Annotated in this window: 33 protein-coding genes and 1 pseudogene; 14 read left to right on the top strand and 20 right to left on the bottom strand. The window is 25.6% G+C overall.

All coding sequences use genetic code 4. The features are described 5' to 3' along the window. The 3 genes from AACK93_RS02710 to AACK93_RS02700 are packed head-to-tail and all read right to left on the bottom strand — an operon-like array spanning position 1 to position 1,530. Positions 1–444, bottom strand: a complete 444-nt coding sequence (locus tag AACK93_RS02710) for a hypothetical protein (protein WP_339025112.1) — start codon at positions 442–444, stop codon at positions 1–3. Next, complete coding sequence (locus tag AACK93_RS02705) at positions 414–1,148, bottom strand: hypothetical protein (protein ID WP_339025111.1); 735 nt, start codon at positions 1,146–1,148, stop codon at positions 414–416. The genes AACK93_RS02710 and AACK93_RS02705 overlap by 31 nt, the downstream gene beginning before the upstream one ends. After that, complete coding sequence (locus tag AACK93_RS02700) at positions 1,099–1,530, bottom strand: PQQ-binding-like beta-propeller repeat protein (RefSeq protein ID WP_339025109.1); 432 nt, start codon at positions 1,528–1,530, stop codon at positions 1,099–1,101. Before AACK93_RS02700 ends, AACK93_RS02705 begins: the two co-directional genes overlap by 50 nt. Positions 1,531–1,768: 238 nt before the next feature. Between AACK93_RS02700 and AACK93_RS02695 the strand changes: the two genes are divergently transcribed. Then, a complete protein-coding gene (locus AACK93_RS02695; protein WP_339025108.1) occupies positions 1,769–2,389 on the top strand; it encodes a UPF0236 family transposase-like protein in 621 nt (206 codons plus the stop codon). Between the two features lie 58 nt (positions 2,390–2,447). After that, positions 2,448–2,720, top strand: a complete 273-nt coding sequence (locus AACK93_RS02690; RefSeq protein ID WP_339025107.1) for a UPF0236 family transposase-like protein — start codon at positions 2,448–2,450, stop codon at positions 2,718–2,720. A gap of 338 nt (positions 2,721–3,058) precedes the next feature. On the opposite strand, the gene AACK93_RS02685 is transcribed toward AACK93_RS02690, so the two are convergent. From AACK93_RS02685 to AACK93_RS02665, 5 genes are all read right to left on the bottom strand, one after another. Further along, positions 3,059–3,406: a hypothetical protein gene (locus AACK93_RS02685; RefSeq protein WP_339025106.1), complete on the bottom strand. Its 348-nt coding sequence runs from the start codon at positions 3,404–3,406 to the stop codon at positions 3,059–3,061. Between the two features lie 2 nt (positions 3,407–3,408). After that, positions 3,409–3,537 carry a hypothetical protein gene (locus AACK93_RS02680; protein WP_339025104.1) on the bottom strand — a complete coding sequence of 43 codons (129 nt, stop codon included), beginning with the start codon at positions 3,535–3,537 and terminating at the stop codon, positions 3,409–3,411. A 246-nt stretch (positions 3,538–3,783) separates the two neighbouring features. Next, positions 3,784–4,128, bottom strand: a complete 345-nt coding sequence (locus AACK93_RS02675; RefSeq protein ID WP_339025102.1) for a hypothetical protein — start codon at positions 4,126–4,128, stop codon at positions 3,784–3,786. Next, the gene (locus AACK93_RS02670; protein ID WP_339025101.1) at positions 4,115–4,516 is read right to left on the bottom strand and encodes a hypothetical protein; all 402 of its coding nucleotides are present in this window, start codon (positions 4,514–4,516) and stop codon (positions 4,115–4,117) included. Before AACK93_RS02670 ends, AACK93_RS02675 begins: the two co-directional genes overlap by 14 nt. Positions 4,517–4,573: 57 nt before the next feature. Then, positions 4,574–5,071: an Mbov_0396 family ICE element transmembrane protein gene (locus AACK93_RS02665; RefSeq protein ID WP_339025100.1), complete on the bottom strand. Its 498-nt coding sequence runs from the start codon at positions 5,069–5,071 to the stop codon at positions 4,574–4,576. Between the two features lie 275 nt (positions 5,072–5,346). Between AACK93_RS02665 and rpmB the strand changes: the two genes are divergently transcribed. Continuing rightward, positions 5,347–5,535 (top strand): 50S ribosomal protein L28, encoded by a 189-nt coding sequence (gene rpmB, locus AACK93_RS02660; RefSeq protein ID WP_339025099.1) that lies wholly within the window; start codon positions 5,347–5,349, stop codon positions 5,533–5,535. Positions 5,536–5,559: 24 nt separating this feature from the next. Here the strand turns inward: rpmB and AACK93_RS02655 are convergent, their stop codons facing one another. The 6 genes from AACK93_RS02655 to AACK93_RS02630 form a co-directional block, all read right to left on the bottom strand. Beyond that, positions 5,560–5,739 carry a hypothetical protein gene (locus AACK93_RS02655; RefSeq protein WP_339025097.1) on the bottom strand — a complete coding sequence of 60 codons (180 nt, stop codon included), beginning with the start codon at positions 5,737–5,739 and terminating at the stop codon, positions 5,560–5,562. Between the two features lie 44 nt (positions 5,740–5,783). Next, positions 5,784–5,975 (bottom strand): hypothetical protein, encoded by a 192-nt coding sequence (locus AACK93_RS02650; protein ID WP_339025095.1) that lies wholly within the window; start codon positions 5,973–5,975, stop codon positions 5,784–5,786. Beyond that, positions 5,968–6,210: a hypothetical protein gene (locus tag AACK93_RS02645; protein WP_339025094.1), complete on the bottom strand. Its 243-nt coding sequence runs from the start codon at positions 6,208–6,210 to the stop codon at positions 5,968–5,970. Before AACK93_RS02645 ends, AACK93_RS02650 begins: the two co-directional genes overlap by 8 nt. After that, positions 6,203–6,871 (bottom strand): ribulose-phosphate 3-epimerase, encoded by a 669-nt coding sequence (gene rpe / locus AACK93_RS02640; RefSeq protein ID WP_339025092.1) that lies wholly within the window; start codon positions 6,869–6,871, stop codon positions 6,203–6,205. The genes AACK93_RS02645 and rpe overlap by 8 nt, the downstream gene beginning before the upstream one ends. Before the next feature lie 46 nt (positions 6,872–6,917). Further along, complete coding sequence (locus AACK93_RS02635; RefSeq protein WP_339025091.1) at positions 6,918–7,139, bottom strand: hypothetical protein; 222 nt, start codon at positions 7,137–7,139, stop codon at positions 6,918–6,920. 326 nt (positions 7,140–7,465) lie between these two features. Next, positions 7,466–7,615, bottom strand: a complete 150-nt coding sequence (locus tag AACK93_RS02630; RefSeq protein WP_339025090.1) for a hypothetical protein — start codon at positions 7,613–7,615, stop codon at positions 7,466–7,468. A gap of 33 nt (positions 7,616–7,648) precedes the next feature. On the opposite strand from AACK93_RS02630, the pseudogene AACK93_RS02625 reads away from it, so the two are divergent. Then, positions 7,649–8,875 (top strand): annotated as a pseudogene (locus AACK93_RS02625) (IS256 family transposase). 1,013 nt (positions 8,876–9,888) lie between these two features. Here the strand turns inward: AACK93_RS02625 and AACK93_RS02620 are convergent. Beyond that, positions 9,889–10,068: a hypothetical protein gene (locus tag AACK93_RS02620; protein WP_339025088.1), complete on the bottom strand. Its 180-nt coding sequence runs from the start codon at positions 10,066–10,068 to the stop codon at positions 9,889–9,891. 9 nt (positions 10,069–10,077) lie between these two features. Further along, a complete protein-coding gene (locus AACK93_RS02615) occupies positions 10,078–10,818 on the bottom strand; it encodes a UPF0236 family transposase-like protein (protein ID WP_339025087.1) in 741 nt (246 codons plus the stop codon). A 244-nt stretch (positions 10,819–11,062) separates the two neighbouring features. Between AACK93_RS02615 and AACK93_RS02610 the strand changes: the two genes are divergently transcribed. Beyond that, entirely contained in the window at positions 11,063–11,368 is a 306-nt protein-coding gene (locus tag AACK93_RS02610) for a hypothetical protein (protein ID WP_339025086.1), read from the top strand. A 2,017-nt stretch (positions 11,369–13,385) separates the two neighbouring features. Here AACK93_RS02610 and AACK93_RS02605 read toward each other — a convergent pair. The 4 genes from AACK93_RS02605 to gmk form a co-directional block, all read right to left on the bottom strand. Beyond that, complete coding sequence (locus AACK93_RS02605; protein WP_339025084.1) at positions 13,386–13,568, bottom strand: hypothetical protein; 183 nt, start codon at positions 13,566–13,568, stop codon at positions 13,386–13,388. A 66-nt stretch (positions 13,569–13,634) separates the two neighbouring features. Then, positions 13,635–14,183, bottom strand: a complete 549-nt coding sequence (locus AACK93_RS02600) for a serine/threonine-protein kinase (protein WP_339025082.1) — start codon at positions 14,181–14,183, stop codon at positions 13,635–13,637. Between the two features lie 133 nt (positions 14,184–14,316). After that, positions 14,317–14,898 carry a protein phosphatase 2C domain-containing protein gene (locus AACK93_RS02595; RefSeq protein ID WP_339025449.1) on the bottom strand — a complete coding sequence of 194 codons (582 nt, stop codon included), beginning with the start codon at positions 14,896–14,898 and terminating at the stop codon, positions 14,317–14,319. A gap of 116 nt (positions 14,899–15,014) precedes the next feature. Further along, positions 15,015–15,596, bottom strand: a complete 582-nt coding sequence (gmk, locus tag AACK93_RS02590; RefSeq protein ID WP_339025080.1) for a guanylate kinase — start codon at positions 15,594–15,596, stop codon at positions 15,015–15,017. 367 nt (positions 15,597–15,963) lie between these two features. Here gmk and AACK93_RS02585 point away from each other — a divergent pair, with 367 nt between their 5' ends. The 9 genes from AACK93_RS02585 (at position 15,964) to AACK93_RS02545 (ending at position 19,296) form a co-directional block, all read left to right on the top strand. After that, positions 15,964–16,290 (top strand): hypothetical protein, encoded by a 327-nt coding sequence (locus AACK93_RS02585; protein WP_339025078.1) that lies wholly within the window; start codon positions 15,964–15,966, stop codon positions 16,288–16,290. A gap of 2 nt (positions 16,291–16,292) precedes the next feature. After that, a complete protein-coding gene (locus AACK93_RS02580) occupies positions 16,293–16,514 on the top strand; it encodes a hypothetical protein (RefSeq protein WP_339025076.1) in 222 nt (73 codons plus the stop codon). Beyond that, positions 16,514–16,675, top strand: a complete 162-nt coding sequence (locus tag AACK93_RS02575) for a hypothetical protein (RefSeq protein WP_338982040.1) — start codon at positions 16,514–16,516, stop codon at positions 16,673–16,675. Before AACK93_RS02580 ends, AACK93_RS02575 begins: the two co-directional genes overlap by 1 nt. A gap of 3 nt (positions 16,676–16,678) precedes the next feature. Continuing rightward, a complete protein-coding gene (locus AACK93_RS02570) occupies positions 16,679–16,906 on the top strand; it encodes a hypothetical protein (protein ID WP_339025074.1) in 228 nt (75 codons plus the stop codon). A 171-nt stretch (positions 16,907–17,077) separates the two neighbouring features. After that, positions 17,078–17,323, top strand: a complete 246-nt coding sequence (locus tag AACK93_RS02565) for a hypothetical protein (protein ID WP_339025072.1) — start codon at positions 17,078–17,080, stop codon at positions 17,321–17,323. 24 nt (positions 17,324–17,347) lie between these two features. Continuing rightward, positions 17,348–18,280: a hypothetical protein gene (locus AACK93_RS02560; protein WP_339025070.1), complete on the top strand. Its 933-nt coding sequence runs from the start codon at positions 17,348–17,350 to the stop codon at positions 18,278–18,280. Between the two features lie 83 nt (positions 18,281–18,363). Continuing rightward, positions 18,364–18,600, top strand: a complete 237-nt coding sequence (locus AACK93_RS02555) for a hypothetical protein (protein ID WP_339025069.1) — start codon at positions 18,364–18,366, stop codon at positions 18,598–18,600. Positions 18,601–18,631: 31 nt separating this feature from the next. Then, a complete protein-coding gene (locus AACK93_RS02550; RefSeq protein WP_339025067.1) occupies positions 18,632–18,871 on the top strand; it encodes a hypothetical protein in 240 nt (79 codons plus the stop codon). A 32-nt stretch (positions 18,872–18,903) separates the two neighbouring features. Further along, positions 18,904–19,296: a hypothetical protein gene (locus tag AACK93_RS02545; RefSeq protein WP_339025066.1), complete on the top strand. Its 393-nt coding sequence runs from the start codon at positions 18,904–18,906 to the stop codon at positions 19,294–19,296. Positions 19,297–19,325: the final 29 nt, after the last annotated feature.

Raw genomic sequence — 19,325 nt, 5'->3', positions numbered from 1 at the left:
CTAGCTATATTTTTGTAATATTTGCATCGCTTCTTTAATTGATAATGTAACTATTTGTTCTTTATTTTTATCATCAATTATTTTGGCAGTAATATTTCCTGTAATTTTTTGTTTTAAATTTAATATAAATTTAGATGTAATTATTCTTACTGGATAAGTAATTTTTAATTTTTCATTGGGATTAAGTTCAAATTTATCAGCGGGTTCCTTAAAAATACTTAAAATCATTTCTTGTTCTTGTTTATTTGTGTTTGATAAATCAAATTCATTTGATAATACATTAATGATTTCAGAATTTTTATTATTTATATTTGTAAAATCTGTTAATTTCATTTCATCATCAGAATTTATGTTTCAACCATTTAATTTATTTTCTTGTTTTGTTTTAGTTAATCCTGTTGTAATTTGAAATACTAATTTTGATTTTGAATTATATATTCACAAGCGGGTACATTAAATGATCTTGTATTTGGAGTTTTATTGATAATTTCTCTATCAGAACATACATTTTTAGGAACATTAGATCATAAAAATGAATTTTCTTGTTTTGTTATTTCAGTATTTAAAAAATTTAAATTATTAGTATCAATATAATTTATTTCCTTAAATTTTAAATTTGGATTTTCATCTTGAAATTTAAAAAATAATGCTTTTTTAATTAATTCATTTAAATTAATAATTTTATTTTGTTGATTATCAATCGAATAATTTATTTTTATATTATTATCATTATTTAAATTATCTTTTATTTTTACTATCGCTGAATTGTTTGTTTTACTAATAATTTCTAATTGTGAAATATCTAAATCAGGATTTAAATAATTTAGTTCATTTAAAATTGCATTATCAGAGTTATTATTAATTTGTTCTAAATTTGCATTTAAATAATATTCACTATATTCATAAACATTATTATTACCTGAACCAAAATATATTTTATTATTTAATTCAGATAAGTAATTTATTGTTGAATCTGTTCTAATAACGATTTTTTGTTGCTTTGTTATTGGATTGTATTCATAAACATTATGATCAACAGAACCAAAATATACTTTATTATTTAATACTACTCCAGAAAATTGAACAGAGTCTTGTGCTTTAATAACAATTTTTTGTTGTCCTGTGGGCGGGGTCATACTCATAAACATTATGATCTTCTGAGCCAAAATATACTTTATTATTTAATACAGCACCAGAAGATCAAATTCCTCCATTTGTTGTAATAATAATTTTTTGTTGTCCTGTGGCGAGGTCATACTCATAAACATTATGATCTGGATCTGCTGAACCAAAATATATTTTATTATTTAATAATATTCCAGAAGAAAAAATGAATGATTTTGTTTTAATAGCAATTTTTGTTCTATTTATTTTATTATTTTCATTATTGCTTCGTTTTTGTCTTTTATAATTTATGTTTTCTAATTTAGTTTGTTGTTCTTGTGTTTGGACAGGTGCATTACAAACAATTCCTGCTATTCCACTACTTGCTATTGTTATTGTTCCTAAAATTTCTAGTAATTTTTTCATTTATTAAATCCTGTTTGTGAATTTTTGCTAATTTAATAAATTTTTGTAGTAATTATAGCCTCCACTTAAAATTATAAATTTTAAATTAATACGAATTTAATTATAAACCATAAAATAAAATTTTTATCATTTTTTAGGATATTAAACACTAATTCTAGAAAAAATTATCATTAAAACAAAAAAATAATCAAACTAAATTAAACTTTATTAAAATTAATACCAAGAAAGGCAATTTTTTATGTTAGAAATTAAAAATAATTTAAAAACCATAGAAAACAAGTATTGATTCAGTTTATTTACAACCCATAAAAATATGTATACCAATAAATGTGAACAATTAGCCAATGAATATGAAAAATTAGATGAATGCTTATATAAATATCATTATCGCTTAAAACAAGGTTATAAAGTAGTTCATTTTGCATCAAGAACAATTATTACAATTTTTGGTGAAGTTGTTTTTAAACGACGCCGATATAAATATTGAAATCAAAAATCAGGTAAATTTGAATATGTATGTTTGTTAGATAAAGAAATTGGTTTATTGCCCAAACAACGCATTTATTTTGATGTTCAATTTAAAGTTTTAAGTCTTTTGGGCGATGGTAAACGATATCGCGATGTTTTAGATGCTTTAAATCATTGTTATATTTCAAAAGCTAGTATTTCAAGTATTTTAAATAAATACGATATTGCTGAATATTTTCAACTAGCAGAAAAAGAAACTAAAACTAGAATTGATGTCAAAAATAAGGATTTATATATTCAGCTAGATGAAACATTTTTAGCGACATTAGATCAGAAAGTTATAAACAAAAAACCAAAGAATTCGTTTAGTTACTTTTCATACCGGACATAAAGAAAAAAATTACAAAAACGCTCGTAGAGAATTAGAAAATAAACGAGGTCATTTTCTAATGTTAAAAGTTGGTAAACGAATAAATACGATGGATTATCGTGATTTATTAATTAAAGAATTGCAAAAACATTATGTTAATATTAATTATGATAAAATAATTGTTTGTGGTGATGGTGATGCTTGAATTAGAGAAATTGCCAATAGTTTCGGTAATGTTAGATATATTTTAGATGGTTATCACGCTATTAAAAAATTAAAACAAACTGCATTTAATATTATTTTTGAAAATCGTAAAGTAAGGTCGCGTTTAGTTTTCTTAGGTATTTTTTAAAAAAGAAAAAATAATCATTTACTATAAATTATTTCAATATGCAAATTAAATATATATTTCTTATGTATGATTTTTGTTGTAAAAACTTATTTTAATGTTGTTTTTATAAGCGTTTTTTTAGTTTTTATAACATTTTATTAAGATTATGTTTGTTGATATTAAATATTTTGTTTTATTACTTATTTTTTAAATAAAATGACAATTAAATTGTGATTATTTTTATTTCAAAATTATTTAAACCTTTTCCCGCCTGCCCCCTAACAAAACTTTATACATCCTTTTTAATGATATAAATACTTATCTATAAAATTGATAAAATATGCCAAGTTTGGCATATTTTATCTTTCTCTATTTGCTTCTTTTAATTTTAGTTCAATTTCTAAAATTTTTTGTTTTAGTTTTAAGTTTTCATTTTCAAGTGATAAATCATGTTGCATTTGTTGTTGTTTTTGCGTTTCTTTTGCTTTCGACGATTCCAATTCTGCTTTTAATTTAACAATTTCTGCTCGTTGTGCAGGAATTTTTTTAGTATATGATTTAAATAAATATTTTGTATCTCTACTCATTTTTTCTCTTGATTTAATTTCATTTAATGTATTTTCTCATATTCTTCCAATTCTTTTTCTCTGATTTGAATGCGATATTCAAGAAAAGGAATTGCTCCGCTTTTGTAGGCGTCGTATCATTCTTATGCTTGATCTCGTTTTGGTTGCTTTATGTTTTTATTTTTTTGATGTAAATTACTAATACCATCAACTTGTTTTAAAAATGGGTATTTAGCGGTTGTTGGGACATTTCGTTCAAACTTTTCTAACACACCACCCACATGACATTATTTTTGTCATCGTCATTTTAATCTGTCAATATATAAAGCATTGTCATTAGAACCCAGAACCTGCGCCAAGAGCATGAATAATTGCAGCATGAATTTCCCTTAACTGTTCTTTGTTTTTCATTTTGGCAACGCATTCTTAGTTGACTTCGCCACCCAATAATCGTCATAATCCCATGATTTATCACACTCCTTTTAACTAAATTATACCGTATTTCTTGTTTTTGTCAGTTATTTTTTACTTACCACTTTTCTTTTCTGCTTTTTTTCCGATTTTTCAGTTCATTTTTTGTTTCTATCAGCAGATTTATCCTTATGCCTTTTAAGCATATCATTAATCTTTGTTTGTTTTTCATTTAGATTTTTTAATGAAAACTTGTTGTTATGCTTAATTTCACTTTTTGTTGTTTGTTTAAGATATGAAAAACTATTCTTGCTAGCAAATTTATTTTCAACTCTTCCTGGTTTTTTATTTAAAGACTCAGTTTTTCAATCACTTAAATCTTTTGTATTCCTTTTGTTTTCTTGATTTCCTTTGCTTGCTAGTTGTGGGTTAAATCTTTTACCAATTGCCACAAATGGTGTGGCAAAACCAATTCCAACTTGTTTTTAAGAATCCTTTGAATCCACCACCGCGAGCCCCCGTCGGTTTACTTGTTGCTAGGGTTGCAACACCAAGTCAAAATCCTGCTAAACCAGTAATAATGCCGGCACGCGAACTCATTCCCTCGGTGGCGTGTCAGAAATGGCGAAAGTCAAGGGGTCTTTCTTGGTGAGATTGATTGCTCGATGTTTCACCATCACCATCACATGCCATCATGCCCATCGCGTTCATGATTTTTTCACCCACGCCAGAACCACCCATTGCCATTGCTCGTTTGGCTCTTTTGCTTTTGGCAAATCCGAATGCTTTTCCGGCCATTTTAGCAGCACCAAGTGCCATCCTCATTCCGCCGCCGGCCACAGTTGATCGCATTGAACTCATTCCTTCGCGAATTCCAATTCCGGCTGTTTAACCCAATTAAGTTGGCAACAACATCGGAAAATGCCGGCACCGCCAAGCCACCACACCACCACCACACATAAACAAAATAATAAACAATGATTTTCCAATTCCCTCAATGCCTAATCCTGCTAAATTAGTGCTTAAAATTGTTTGAATTTTTGTCATAAATATAAAGTATCCTGTTAAAGTGGCGGTAGATACTAGAAATTTCGCAATTACCATATCTTTTCAAATAAATGCTCCTTTACCATTATCAATTGTCATGACGACCATTACTCATGGTGAAATAATAAATAAGAAAAACAATTCAATTATTTTTTGCACCAAAGCAATTACAATCATAAACATTGCAAATAACATAAATCATACCCCAAAAACTTCGGCAATCATATTAAAATCACCAATATTATCAGGATACGAATAATTGCTTGGTATATTATCGCCACTACCATCTCAATTGGTGTTTCCAATATTGTATACGGTAATTTGCAATATTTCCGTTTTTACCTCCAAATCCTGCTGTAATCATTTTGGCAATGTTGGCGATTGCAAAATTAGCCAAAAAGAAAAAGATTGGAATTAAAAAGATAAAAATAAACGCTTTACTACCGTTTTGCAAGACAACAATAAATTTTGTTTTTGTTTCGGTGGCATCCTGATCCTGAAACAAAATTTTAGTCATGGTAAACCTATCTAACAAAATTTTATGTGTTCTTTTAGTTGTTGAAAAGTTCAATAAATATGATATTATTATTGTTGTGATATTGATTTTATAAAGGAGAACTAAAATGTCAAGAAAATGTGAAGTAACTGGTAAAAGCGTTTTGTCTGGTAATAAGCTTTCTCATGCCATGAATGCATCAAGAAGAAAATGAAATGTTAATTTGCAAACTGTAAAAGTGGAGATTGATGGCCAAGTAAAAAAAGTTAAAATGTCAACTCGTGCTTTAAGAACATTAAAACGCAAAGGAGTTTAATACTACATAAAAAAATGACTAATATTATTTAGTCATTTTTTCATTTTCTTTACTAATTGTTAAAATACCACAACCTTGTTTAATATTAATTTCCCCTCTAAGAGCTTCTAATTCATTACTAATAAAATAATTGTCATATGATTTTAATTCATAATTTTTATTTAAAGGATATTTAAAACCTTTTAAATTTAATTTAGTATGCATTAACGGTAAAAAAACAAAATAACGATATTCAAGATATTCATTTTTTAAAAAAATGTGATGGTATTAATAAATCTTAAAATATTAGTTTCATTATATATTTCTAAATTATAATCATGATACTTAATTAATAAGTTAATCAAACCATAAATCATTCCTCAACAATGACCACTAACTATTAGTTTAATACTAGTGGCCTGCATTGCAATCGCTTTTTTAATGGCATATTCATTATCCAAAATATCTTTCTTTATCTTGTGGTAATATTTCAATATTTTTAACATGCTTTTTTATTATTTCTAACTGTTCCTTACTAGTTTGATCAAAATCAGCACAAGCTAAAACAATCGGATAATTTTCATTAATTAGTTTTATCGCTCCTTGTTCAACAGCAATAAATTGACAATCTTTTCACTTTGATAAATCAATATTAATATTTTGACAAACAATAACAAAACAATTTTGCTTAATCATTTTTTAATTCCTTAACTGCCTGTTTTATATGTGAATGTTGCATTAAATAACTACCAACAACAACAATATCAGCCCCTTGCTTTTGACATAACTTAGCAATATCATTATTAATACCACCATCAACTTGAATTAAACAATGATAGTTATTAATAACAATTTTCGTTTTTAAATTTTTAATCTTATCTAATGATGAAATTATAAATTTTTGTCCCCCTTTACCGGGGGCCACACTCATTAAAAGAACGGCATCTAATTGTTCTAAATATGGCTCTAATACTTCAATTGATGTTGTCGGATTTAAAGCTAAAACTTTTTTAATTTTATTATCTTCGCAAAAACTAATAAATTCTTTTATTTGCTCTGATGTTAATGCCTCATAATGCATCGTAATGCTATTAGCTTTAGCTTCAATATATGGCATTAAATACGTTGCCATATTACAATTAACTTTTACCATCAAATGACAATCAATAAAAATATCAAGATATTTAGTAATATCTTGCAATATTTTAGCTCCAAAACTTAAATTATTAACAAAATTACCATCCATAACATCATAATGAATTCAATCAATATTTGCTTTTTGCAACTGTTGTAATTGCTCTTTTAAACACAAATAATTAGCATCTAAAATACTAGCAGCAATAATAAGTTTTTTCATTATTTAATACCTTCCTTTTTCTTGTAATTATTGTTGTTCTAAAACTTTAATATAATCATCATAAATAAATTGAGGAATATCCTTTACTAATTAATGCTTCTTTAACCCCGCATTTTGGTTCTTTTCAATATCGGCATTGCCGATATTGGCAATTAACAAGATATTTTTTAAAGAACCGGAATGAACTCGCTATTTCTAATAATGAAATATCATTCAACGAAAATGATGAAAATCCTGGTGAATCAATAATTCTAATATTATTTGCCATAATTATTAATTCATTATGTATTGTCGTGTATTTACCAAGATTTAAAGCCTTAGATATTATATTTCTTGCGTTCTAATTTTAAGTTGTCGATCTAACATATTTAAAATTGAAGACTTATCAGTCCCGGTTTGGCCACTTAAAATTGAAATCTTATCAGTTGTAACTTCCTTTGATTTTTATCATTGATTATTTGTATTAGACTTGATACATAATCTTTAATTTTATCTACTATTTTGATAATATTATTTCCTAGGTGAAGTACAAATGTTAGATAAATACAAAGACGAAAATGAATTTTATAGTCTAATAGGCATAAAATGGTATGGTTATATACCAAGTCTATTATTAATTGATAAAATTAGACATTCATAACCTAATTTTTTATAACTAGAAATATAATCATAAATCTTATCATCAGATAATAACAAGTCGGGGGGCTTTGGGCCTGTCCAAAATTCTGTGTCTTGATAATTCATTCTGAATTATACTTAAACGAAGGATAACAGAAAATGACAAAAAAAATAAAAAAAGAGCCTGATGCAATTGATAAAGTTGTGGATTATTTTTTAGAAAATATTGATAATCCACAAGATTTATTTAAAGGCAATACTATTTTTCAGGAATTTACCAAAAAATTAAATGAACGAATGTTAAATGCAGAAATTAAAGATCATCTTGAAACTGATGAGAATCATAATAAAAGAAATGGCAACACACAAAAAACCATTATTACTAAAAATGGTTCAATCGTAATTGATGTACCAAGAGATCGAAATAGTACTTTTGAACCAGTAATTATTCCAAAAAGACAAAGAAAATTTGATAACTTTGATCAAAAAGTAATTTCTTTATATGCAAGAGGAATGACAATTTCTGATATCAAAGCACAATTGCAAGAATTCTATCACGGAGCAGAAATTTCAGAAAGTTTAATTAGTCAAATAACTGATGATGTTATTGAAGAAGTTAAAATGTGACAAACTAAACCTTTAGAGAAGATTTATCCGATTGTTTATTTTGATTGTATTGTTGTTAAAGTAAAGCAAGATAAACGAATAATAAATAAAGCAGTTTATCTTGCCTTAGGAATTAATTTAGATGGTTTAAAAGATATTTTAGGAATGTGAATTAGCGAGAATGAGGGGAGCCAAATTTTGACTGAATATAAAAAACTTTTACGGAAATGAAAAATCGTGACTTACAAGATATTCTTGTTGCTTGTAATGATAATTTAACTGGGATGTCCTGATGCAATAGAAGCTGTGTTCCCAAAAACACAGCACCAATTATGCATTGTTCATCAAATTCGTAATAGTTTAAAATTTGTTCCTTACAAAGATCACAAATTTGTAGCTAATGATTTAAAATCAATTTATACAGCAATTAATGAAGGCCTTACTTGCTCTTTAGACAATTTTGCTGAAAAGTGAGATAAAAAATACCCCCAAATTACTAAATCATGAAAAAATAACTGAAATAATTTAATAATTTTTCTTGAATATCCTCAAGAATTTAGAAGAATTATTTATACAACTAATAGAATAAAGTCTGTTAATAGTCAATTAAGAAAAGTCGTTAAAAATAAAAAGATTTTTCCTAATGATTTATCAGTTTTTAAAATATTTTATTTAGTATTTCAAAATATGACTAAAAAATGAACAATGCCAATTCAAAATTGGGGTAGTGCAATTTCACATTTAATGATAAAATTTGAGGACAGAGTGAATTTAAGTTAATTACTTACTTAGAGACACAGTTAATTGTACAAACCCCCGGCTCTTTAGTAAAGGGTCGCGTTTAGTTTTCTTAGGTATTGCTTTGAAGAAGTAAAATAATCAGCTAATTATATTATTTTATTACTAAACTAACCCCGCCTTTCTTGTTATTGTCATTCTTATCCACCATTATTTTATCATATTATTGAATTTTTACACAATAAAAAATTATTAATTTTATTAAATTTTAACTAATATTTTTACTTACTTAAATGTAATATATTTATTTGTATATACAATGTTGCCTTTGCTGATTCAACTATCATCATTTTTCTTATTATATTTATTTCATAATGAAGTTTTATATATTTATTTTCTGATTTCTATTTCTGAATTAATATTTTCATTAATATAATGCAATACATTTAATTTGTTTGGGTCGCGTTTAGTTTTCTTAGGTATTTTTTAAAAAAGAAAAAATAATCATTTACTATAAATTATTTCAATATTCAAATTAAGTATATATTTCTTATGTATGATTTTTGTTGTAAAAACTTATTTTAATGTTGTTTTTATAAGCGCTTTCCTTGATTTTTATAACCTTTTATTAAGATTATGTTTGTTGATATTAAAGATTTTTTTTATTATTTATTTTCCAAATAAAATGATAATTAAATTGTCGTTGCTTGTCATTAAAAATTATTTAAGTCTCTTCTTTTCCTACCTAACAAAACTTTATGCGTCCATTTTTTTAAATTTGCCATTCTTAAATGTAATAGGTTATTTAAATTCTTATGATTATATATTTTTGCTCCATATCCTAATTGTTGTTTTACTAAATGAGATACATCATTTTCAATGCCACAACCGATATTTCATTCTAAATTTTGATGATGAATACCTTGCTTATTATTACTGAAATAATTACTCGCCTTTCTTAAAATTGTTTTAATATCTTTATTTAATTCATTTTTAACAACATTACGAATATTTTTGATTAATTCTTGATGATTTCCATCTTTATATAATTTAATTTAAATATTTAATGTTACTTTGCGATTTTCAAAAATAATATTAAATGCGGTTTGTTTTAATTTTTTAATAGCGCGATAACCATCTAAAATATATCTAACATTACCAAAACTATTGGCAATTTCTCTAATTCAAGTAGCACCATCACCACAAACAATTATTTTGTCATAATTAATATTCACATAGTGTTTTTATAATTCTTTAATTAATAAATTACGATAATCCATCGTATTTATTCGTTTACCAACTTTTAACATTAGAAAATGACCTCGTTTGTTTTCTAATTCTCTGCGAGCATTTTTGTAATTTTTTTCTTTATGTCCGGTATGAAAAGTAACTAAACGAATTCTCTGGTTTTGTTTAACTTTCTGATCTAATGTCGCTAAAAATGTCTCATCTAGTTGAATGTATAAATCCTTATTTTTGACATCAATTCTAGTTTTAGTTTCTTTTTCTGCTAGTTGGAAATATTCAGCAATATCATATTTATTTAAAATAATTGAAATACTAGCTTTTGAAATATAACAATGATTTAGAGCATCTAAAACATCGCGATCGCGTTTACCATCACCCAAAAGACTTAAAACTTTAAATTGGACATCAAAATAAATGCGTTGTTTGGACAATAAACCAATTTCTTTATCTAGTAAACATACATATTCAAATTTACCTGATTTTTGATTTCAATATTTATAGCGGCGTTGTTTAAAAACAACTTCACCAAAAATTGTAATAATTGTTCTTGATGCAAAATGAACTACTTTATAACCTTGTTTTAAGCGATAATGATATTTATATAAGTATTCATCTAATTTTTCATATTCATTAGCTAATTGTTCGCATTTGTTAGTGTACATATTTTTATGGGTTGTAAATAAACTAAATCAATGCTTATTTTCTAAGGTTTTTACATTATTATTAATTTCTAACATAAAAAAACCGCCTTTCTTGGTAGAGTAATTTTAACAAAGTTAAATTTCGTTAATTTATTTTTCTTTTTTAAAGATAAATGTTTTTCTAGAATTAGTATTCAATATTTTTAAAAAATAATAGAAATTATTATTTGATAGTTTATAATTAATTTGTATTAATTAGACTGTATAAATTTGAAAAAGGATGTTGATTGTTCAGTAAATTTTATTAATTAGTAAAATTCACGAAAAGGATTTTATTAATATGAAAAAATTACTTAGTTTATTAAGTACAATAACAATAGCAAGTGGTGGAATGGTCGGAATTGTTGCCAATAGTCCTTATGAAAAACAAAAACAACAAACTAAATTAGAAAACATAAATTATAAAAGACAAAAACGAAGCAATAATGAAAATAATAAAATAAATAGAACAAAAATTGTTATTAAAACAAAAGGAACAATTATATCTTCTGGAATAGTATTAAATAATAAAGTATATTTCGGTTCGAAAGATCATAATGTGTATAGAATATGATCCGGCCACAGGACAACAAAAAATTGTAATTAAAACATAAGGGAAAGTTTTAACTTCTGGGGTAGTTTTCAATAATAAATTATGTTTTGGTTCACAAGATCATAATGTTTATGAATATAGTTATAAATACTTAAATTTAAATTTAGGATAAATTAATGATAATTCTGATAATACAATTTTAAATGAGTTAAATTATTTAAATCCTGATTTAGATATATCACAATTAGAAATTATTAATAAAACAAACAATTCAGCGATAGTAAAAATAAAAGATAATTTAAATAATGATAATAATACAAAAATAAATTATTCGATTGATAATCAACAAAGTAAAATTATTAATTTAAATGAATTAATTAAAAAAGCATCATTTTTTAAATTTCGAGATGAAAATCCTAATTTAAAGTTTAAAGAAATAAAAGATATTAATATTGATAACTTAATGTTTTCTGAGATTGAAGTAACCGGTGCTTCAGATTCGTTAAAATCATTTGACGAAAAAAAGTGTTTGTTTTGAACCAATTAATTTTCCTAATATCTCTTCAAATATACAAAAAATTAAAATACCATCATGTAGTTATGAAACCAAGGCAAAATATTTATTTCAAATTACAACAGGATTAAAGATAAATGACTCAAAAAATATAACTCATCATTTATTTTTCTTAAAAATTAATTTTTTAATAATTTGATGATTATTTTTGCATTGCAAAGTTAAAAATCAAAGTTTAACATTTATTTTTTGTTTATTAATAAATTCTAACCTTGCTAAACAATGCCGAGCATATTTTTTATAATATCAACCACCTTTTCTGTTTTTGGTTAATTTTGTAAAACAATCATTGATATAACACTGAAATTTGTTAATTAGTGTTGATTTATTTTGTACTTTAATTTTTAACTCTTTTTGACAGAGTTCTTTTAAAGACGCCCACAAACCCCACTTATAAAAAAATAGTAAGATTTCTAATTTTTTTTATTGCGGAACATTTACCATTTAATCATTGCAGTTTAAAGATTTATCCCCAAACCACAATAACTCTTTTATATTGCCTAAATAAAAGAATTGTTTTCATTATTTCGTAGCAGCGGTATGGCCCCCCTATATTGTTTATCCTCGCTTGCTTGGTTTAACAATATTCCGCAAGTAGGAGAGTTTTATTTAGTTGGTTTTGCTGTTATTTTCTTAAACTAAGCAAGGTTAAAGACAATTTTAACCTAATTAAAAAAAATAGAATTTTATTTCTATCTTTTTCTTAGTTTTTGGAAAATTACCCACCAACCGAATATTTTATACGCTCTATTTATTTTCCAAATAAAATGGTAATTAAATTTTTGTTGCTTTTCATTAAAAATTATTTAAACATTTTCCTACCTAACAAAAATTTATGCGTCCAGGGCTAGGGGTTAGTTTAGTAACTAAATAATATAATTAGCTGATTGTTTTGCTTATTCAAAGCAATACCTAAGAAAAATAAACGCGACCAACTAAAACTACTGCCAAGTTGTGAGCCTCAACCCATATTATAAGTACTTATTAAGTAAAAAACTACTAAAATTAGGCTGTTTTAAAGAACTAACAATAATAACTTGATCAATAGTTGCTTACTCTACTGGTGGCATTAATTGATTTTTTCGTGATTGAATTTCAATAATTGTTGCTTGTTTTTCGTGTTCATTGATAACTTCAATAGTTACAAAATCACCAACAAGAATTCCTTGATTAGATAATCTTAAAATGTCTCTTGCCTGAAAATAATAAATTTCATTATTGATAATGACATCACAAAATTAACTAATGATACGAGTTGATAAACCAGTCATATACTATAAAATATCAATAATAAGAAAACAAGAAAAACAAAACTAGTAATAATAACAATCATCATTAGAAACTTAAGAGTTAAAAAATATGACATTAATTGCTCACGATTTTTAATAAATATCTTTTGCTTTCGGTTGTTATCGCGTGTTAAAACAATGCAATTTTTCAATTTTAAAGGTTTTATCTTAGCATTACTAATATCTTGTAATGCTTTAATATCTTGACTTAACGCTTAATACTCTGATATTTTTCTTCGCAATTTTTAGTCGTTGATTTAACAATAATGTTTTCCGGTGCTTGTGGAATATTTGGATTAATCTCTCTTGCGCTTGGCAACGGTTCTCTAGCTTGTTTCACCGCTACTAATGTTAGATTTTGACCATTAAAATGACAAGAATCAGTTAACAATTCAAATAAAACAATTCCTAATGAATAAATATCACTACGATGATCAATTTGTAATGACTGAACAGTTTATGGCGATATATATTTTGCTGTTCCCACAATTTTACTTGTTGTTGTCTTATCATCATCAGTAATAATTGCAATCCCAAAATCAGATACTTTAATCTTGCCATCAAAAGATATTAAAATATTTTCTGGTTTTAAATCACGATGAACAATATTTTCTTGACGAGCAACACCAACACCAACACCATCTAAAATGCTTTGAAAAACCTGTAAACATTCTTTAATTGATAATGGTCCTGTTCTTAATAATTGATCTTTTAATGTATAACCTTCAACTAATTCTAAAACAATACATCAGCGGTTATCTTGTTCAAAAACACCATAAAATTCAACAACATTATCGTGGCGAATTCTCGTTGTTGCTTTCACTTCTTTATAAAATTTCTTTAAAACTTGTGAATTATTAGCTGCTTGTTGATTTAAAATTTTAATCGCTACAATTTGATTTAAAAAACTATCATTAGCCCTATAAACATTTGCCATCCCGCCACTAGCAATCTTATTAATTATTTGATATCGTTGTTGTAAAACAATGCCCTTTTCTATTTGCATCCGCCATAACTCCTTATTTAATTTCAACAATGAGAATTGTTAAATTATCAGTTGAAAAATTATTTAATGCTAAATTAACTAGACTCTTAGTTTTTTGTGACAATTTATTATTGCTCTGTAAAATACCAATCATTTAATATTCTTCCAAATAATCATGCAATCCGTCAGTAGTTAACATAAAAGTTATACCTTTAATATTACTAACTAAGAAAATATCAATTTGCAATTTTTTATTTGGTCCTAAAGCACTAGTTAATGCCTTTCACAATGTTTTTTCAATATTAGCATTAGTTTTATTATTGTGTAACATATTAAGAACATTATGATCAGTTGTTAATTGCTGAAAATTTTGTTGATAATACTCATAAATCCGCGAGTCATTAATATTCAATAAATAAGCTTTGTTATTAGTTATTAATATTAAAGAAACAGTAGTTCCCATATCAGTTAACTGCGGATATTCCTTAACATAATTAACCATTGATTCTTGCACAAACATTGTCGCCCGCCGAAGTCATTTATTAATTTCATAATCACCAAAATTACTAAAGTTATTTTTAACAAATAAACTAATATATAAATTAACAGACATTCAACTTGCAGTTTCACCGCCATTATGCCCTCCTAAACCATCACAAACAATACCAAAATATTGCCCATATTCATTTTTTACAAATTTAACTGCATCTTGATTATTAACACGAAAATGACCAATATCACTATTAAAACGGAAACTAACTTTTATATTAAGTCATCCTTTATTTTTCTAATAGTATAATTATATCGTAAATTAGTAAAAAAAAATCTAAGGAAGGATTTTTCCTTAGATTTTTAATTTTTATTAGCATTAATTTCATTCATAATAATAGTTTTAATTTCTGAAACAGTTTGTTCTAAATTATCATTAACAATAACATATTTATATTTATTAGTAATATTCATTTCCCTTTTAGCTTTTAATAATCGTTTTTGAACAATATCTTCTGACTCACTTCGGCGCGCAATAATTCTTCTAGTTAATTCTTCAAAACTAGGGGGTAAAATAAAAAACGATATCGCATCTGGTCTTTTTTCTAATACTTGTAAAGCCCCTTGAACTTCAATTTCCAAAACAACATTTTTACCTTGTAATAATAATTTATCAACATATTTTCCTGGTGTACCATAATAATTATCAACAAATTTAGCATATTCTAATAACTCATTCTTAGCAATTTTTTCTTGAAAAACATTTTCATTAACAAAAAAATAATCTTTTTCATTTAATTCATTACTTCTTGGTTTTCTTGTTGTCATTGAAATAGAATAAACTAAATTTAAATTTTGGTCTTTAAATAATTCTTCTCTAATTGTTCCTTTACCAACCCCGCTAGGCCCAGAAAGAATAATTAATAATCCCGTTTTTTTATTCATTTTAAAATATTACTTCCGTTCCATAGTTTAGCGATAAAAATATAAAAATATTCTATCATATTTTTTCATTGTTAACAATTCTAAATGCTCATAAGATTGTGTAAAGCGCACACTTATGTTAGTTTTACACAAAATCAATAAATAAATATGAGCTCATTTATTTATTACAAGAAATATAAGGTTAAATTAACACTTATTATTTTTAATTATACCTTATATTTTTTTTCACCAATGAAATCAAACTAAGTTAATTAGTAAACGAAGTTTACTAACAAAAATCGTTAAACATTCAAATCTGCGATATATAAATGTTTAAAAAACTTAGTTAAATAACTTAGTTTATAACAAATAAGAAAGGTAATTTACTATGAAAAACATTGAAAACATTTTCTTAAATACTAAAAAATATCTCTTAAAAGAAACCCGAAATGCAATTTTAATTAAAACACCTAAAATTCCATGATTTAATGAACAAATCGGTATTTGGTTTCCAAAGCGATTTGTTTATAAAGGAAAATACGAAAATTCAATTTGCATTGGAATAATAAAAGATAGTAAATATCAAGTAATTTCGATTAATCAAAAAGAAAAAGAAACCAAATTAATTAAGGGACAAGAATTATTAGGTTTTTTCATTGCCGAAAAAGAAAACAACAAAAAAGATATAAATTATAATTATTTTAAAGGAGTTTAAAAATGAATATTGAGATTGGAATAATATTTATTATCATTTGCATAATGCTATTGGCATATTTTGTTTATAAAATTTATGCCAAAATAAAAATTAGAATTAAATATAAAAATGTCATTAAAAATAATACTGGTAATTTCACAAAAGACGAAAAAGTGTTTATTGCTCGCTTTGAGGAATGAGTTAAAGCTCCTAATTCAAAAGAAAATAATGAGAATAAAAAATAATGTTTTGAGAAATTATTATGGAATTCTTAAAACTGTTTGTTCCGATAGAAAAAATGCCTGCACAAGTTGCTTTTATTGCCGGATTAATTATTATCATTACTTTTCTTTTCGCCTTAATTTCAATTATGTATTTACCAATAAAAATGATTTTTGGGAGATAAAAAATGACAATAAACTTAAAAGAATTTGATTGAGAACAAATTAAACAAACTTTCTGAGATTTATTTATTCAAATTACAACTATTCCAGCTCATATTAGTGGTGGCGAAGAAATTAAATTAATCGAAGCACCACTTTGACTTTTAATAGCAAACATTGCTTTTTGATTTTTAACAGCGATTATGGTGTGATTTATTCTAAATGCTACTTTGAAAAACCATATCAGTATTTAGATAGAGGCAAAATTAATGTCAAGAAGTTACATTGTAATGTATTCCCAAAGAAATTCAAAATTAATTAGAAAAAAATACAATCGTGTTAAGGCTAATTGTGGGTTTAACAAATTTAAGAAAAACTTTGAATATAAATGATGAATGTTTTAAAAAGAAAGGGGGGGTGATTATATGATTGAAACTTTTTTGGCCGATACACCAGCAACAGTAGAAAAAATAACAGCTGGTGACGCGATGACTAAATTGTGAAACGCAATTATAACGGCGTTTACTAAAATGTGAGAAATTATTGCTGTTAATATGCCACAAGTCGGTAACTTCTTTGCTGACTACTGAATATTCATTTTTCCATTTATTTTGGCAATATTCTTTATTTGCTTTAAAATGTTTGAAAAATTACTTGGAGCGGTACGCTAACAAAAAAATAAAGTGAGGCGCAAGATGAAATTTTGCAAATGAATAATAGAAAAAAATAACCATTTTATTGAATTGAATCGCACCTCATTTTTAATTTTATGACATTGCGGAGCAATTTGATATATTTACAACGGTTATTTTAAAAACATTGTAAGCTATTTATTTTTAGCAGATTGTATTTTAATTTTTCTTTTTAAAATCAGTAATTTAACACAAATTAACAAAGTTATTAATTTCTTAAAAAATTCACCATTAAATATTGTGATTGGTTCATTAGGAACTGGAAAAACTGCCTTTCTAGTATACGCATCAAAATTACTAAAAAAGAAAAAATATCATATCGCATCAACCTTTCCATTACTAGAAACCCAAAAATTAATTTTAGGACATATGGGATTGTTAGACTTTGATTATCCGGTATTACCAGACAAAACCTTACTGTTATGAGATGAAACCAATTTATTTTTAGAAGGAACGGATTGGGAAAAAAATAATACCAAAAACGAAGAAACCGGTATTCAAGAATATTTCGCTCTGGCACGCCATTTTGGTCATATTGTTCTCGCTAGTGGTCAAAGAGATAAACATATTTGAGTTAAAGTTCGTGATATTGCCAATAATGTGATTGTGGGCATTCGTAAAAAACCCGTTAATATTTTTCGTCCCTACTTAAAAGTCATTTATGGTACGTTTACGAGCATTGAAGAATATGAACGCTGACGAAACACCTTAATTGATGCTAAAAATAGTAAAAAGGGTCGTCGCATTAAATATCGCGATATTCCTGAACTTGATATTTATTTTTTTAAACTAAAAATTCCTTTACCGATATTAAACACTTACAATTCTTTTTACCTAGCGTTTTTAAGAGATTACTTAAATGCAAAAGTAAATCCTGACTATGAAGATAAATACTATAATAATGACACGGCAATTGATTTAGAAGACTTGACTTAGAATACTTAAAAATGAATAAATTTAGCAAATTTTTAAGAAAAATGAAAGAAAAGGAACAATAAAAAATAGAAAATCTCGCAAAAATGGCCGACTTTCTCGCCCAAATGCTTTATAAAGTTTTTGATTTAATTTGAAGTCTTGAAGTACCAGGAACGAAAATTCAATTAATATTTCTTTTATTCTTAACACTGGCTGTAGAATTTCTTATGGCAATTATTCTTGGATTTGGTAGTCAACAAGTTAATTTGAAAAAACAACGCCAATACGGGGTTAAAAATAAAGGTCGATTAAGTGCGTGATGAAAAGCTAAAAACAAATAAAACCAATAAAAACAAAACAAGGTAACTAACAATGTTTAAACTAATTATTATTTTTATCTTAATAACTGTTCTTGAACTATTAGCTGGTAGTCATTTTGACACTTTAACAAACTATATTAGCGAAAGGCTTGCCAATTTCCAAAAGTTTATTACTAGCAATTTAACAATTTTAGAATTATTTAAACCAATGGCACGAACATTTTCGCAACATCCAATCGTTTATCATTCTTGGTGTTACTTGTGTACTTGTTGCTTTATTTATTGTGATTAAAGGACGATAAAAAATATGAAGGGAGAATTAAAATGAAAAAAATTTTAGGAAAATTATTTAAAAAAGACAATTCAAAAGAAAAAACGCCTTTAAAATTAAGAATTAAAAATTCTTTTAAAAAACAGTGGTTAAAAATAATATTAAGTATCATTTTCATCTTTATAAGTTTATTAATTTGTGCACTTACAGTAATCGATACTAAATGAATAACCGGAACAAGAAAAGAATTTAATGATTTTATGAATGAAGAGATGGTTAAAATCTTTGGTAAATTCAATAGTGGTATTATGCTAGCAGGAATATTTGTTTTTTGATGAGGCGGAGCAATATATTTTGCAATTAAATTTGAAAAACTAATCCGCTTGATTATTCAAAAAATTAAAGTAAAAAGAGCCTTGAAAAATGAAACTAAACAAACTCATTAATTTTTTAAAAAGATATTAGAGCAATTGAT

The sequence above is a fragment of the Spiroplasma endosymbiont of Agriotes lineatus genome, assembly GCF_964019485.1.
Classification (GTDB): Bacteria; Bacillota_I; Bacilli_A; order Mycoplasmatales; family Nriv7; genus Nriv7.
The sequence above is the reverse complement of the archived record's forward strand: the minus strand, read 5'-3'. Positions and strand labels throughout refer to the sequence as shown.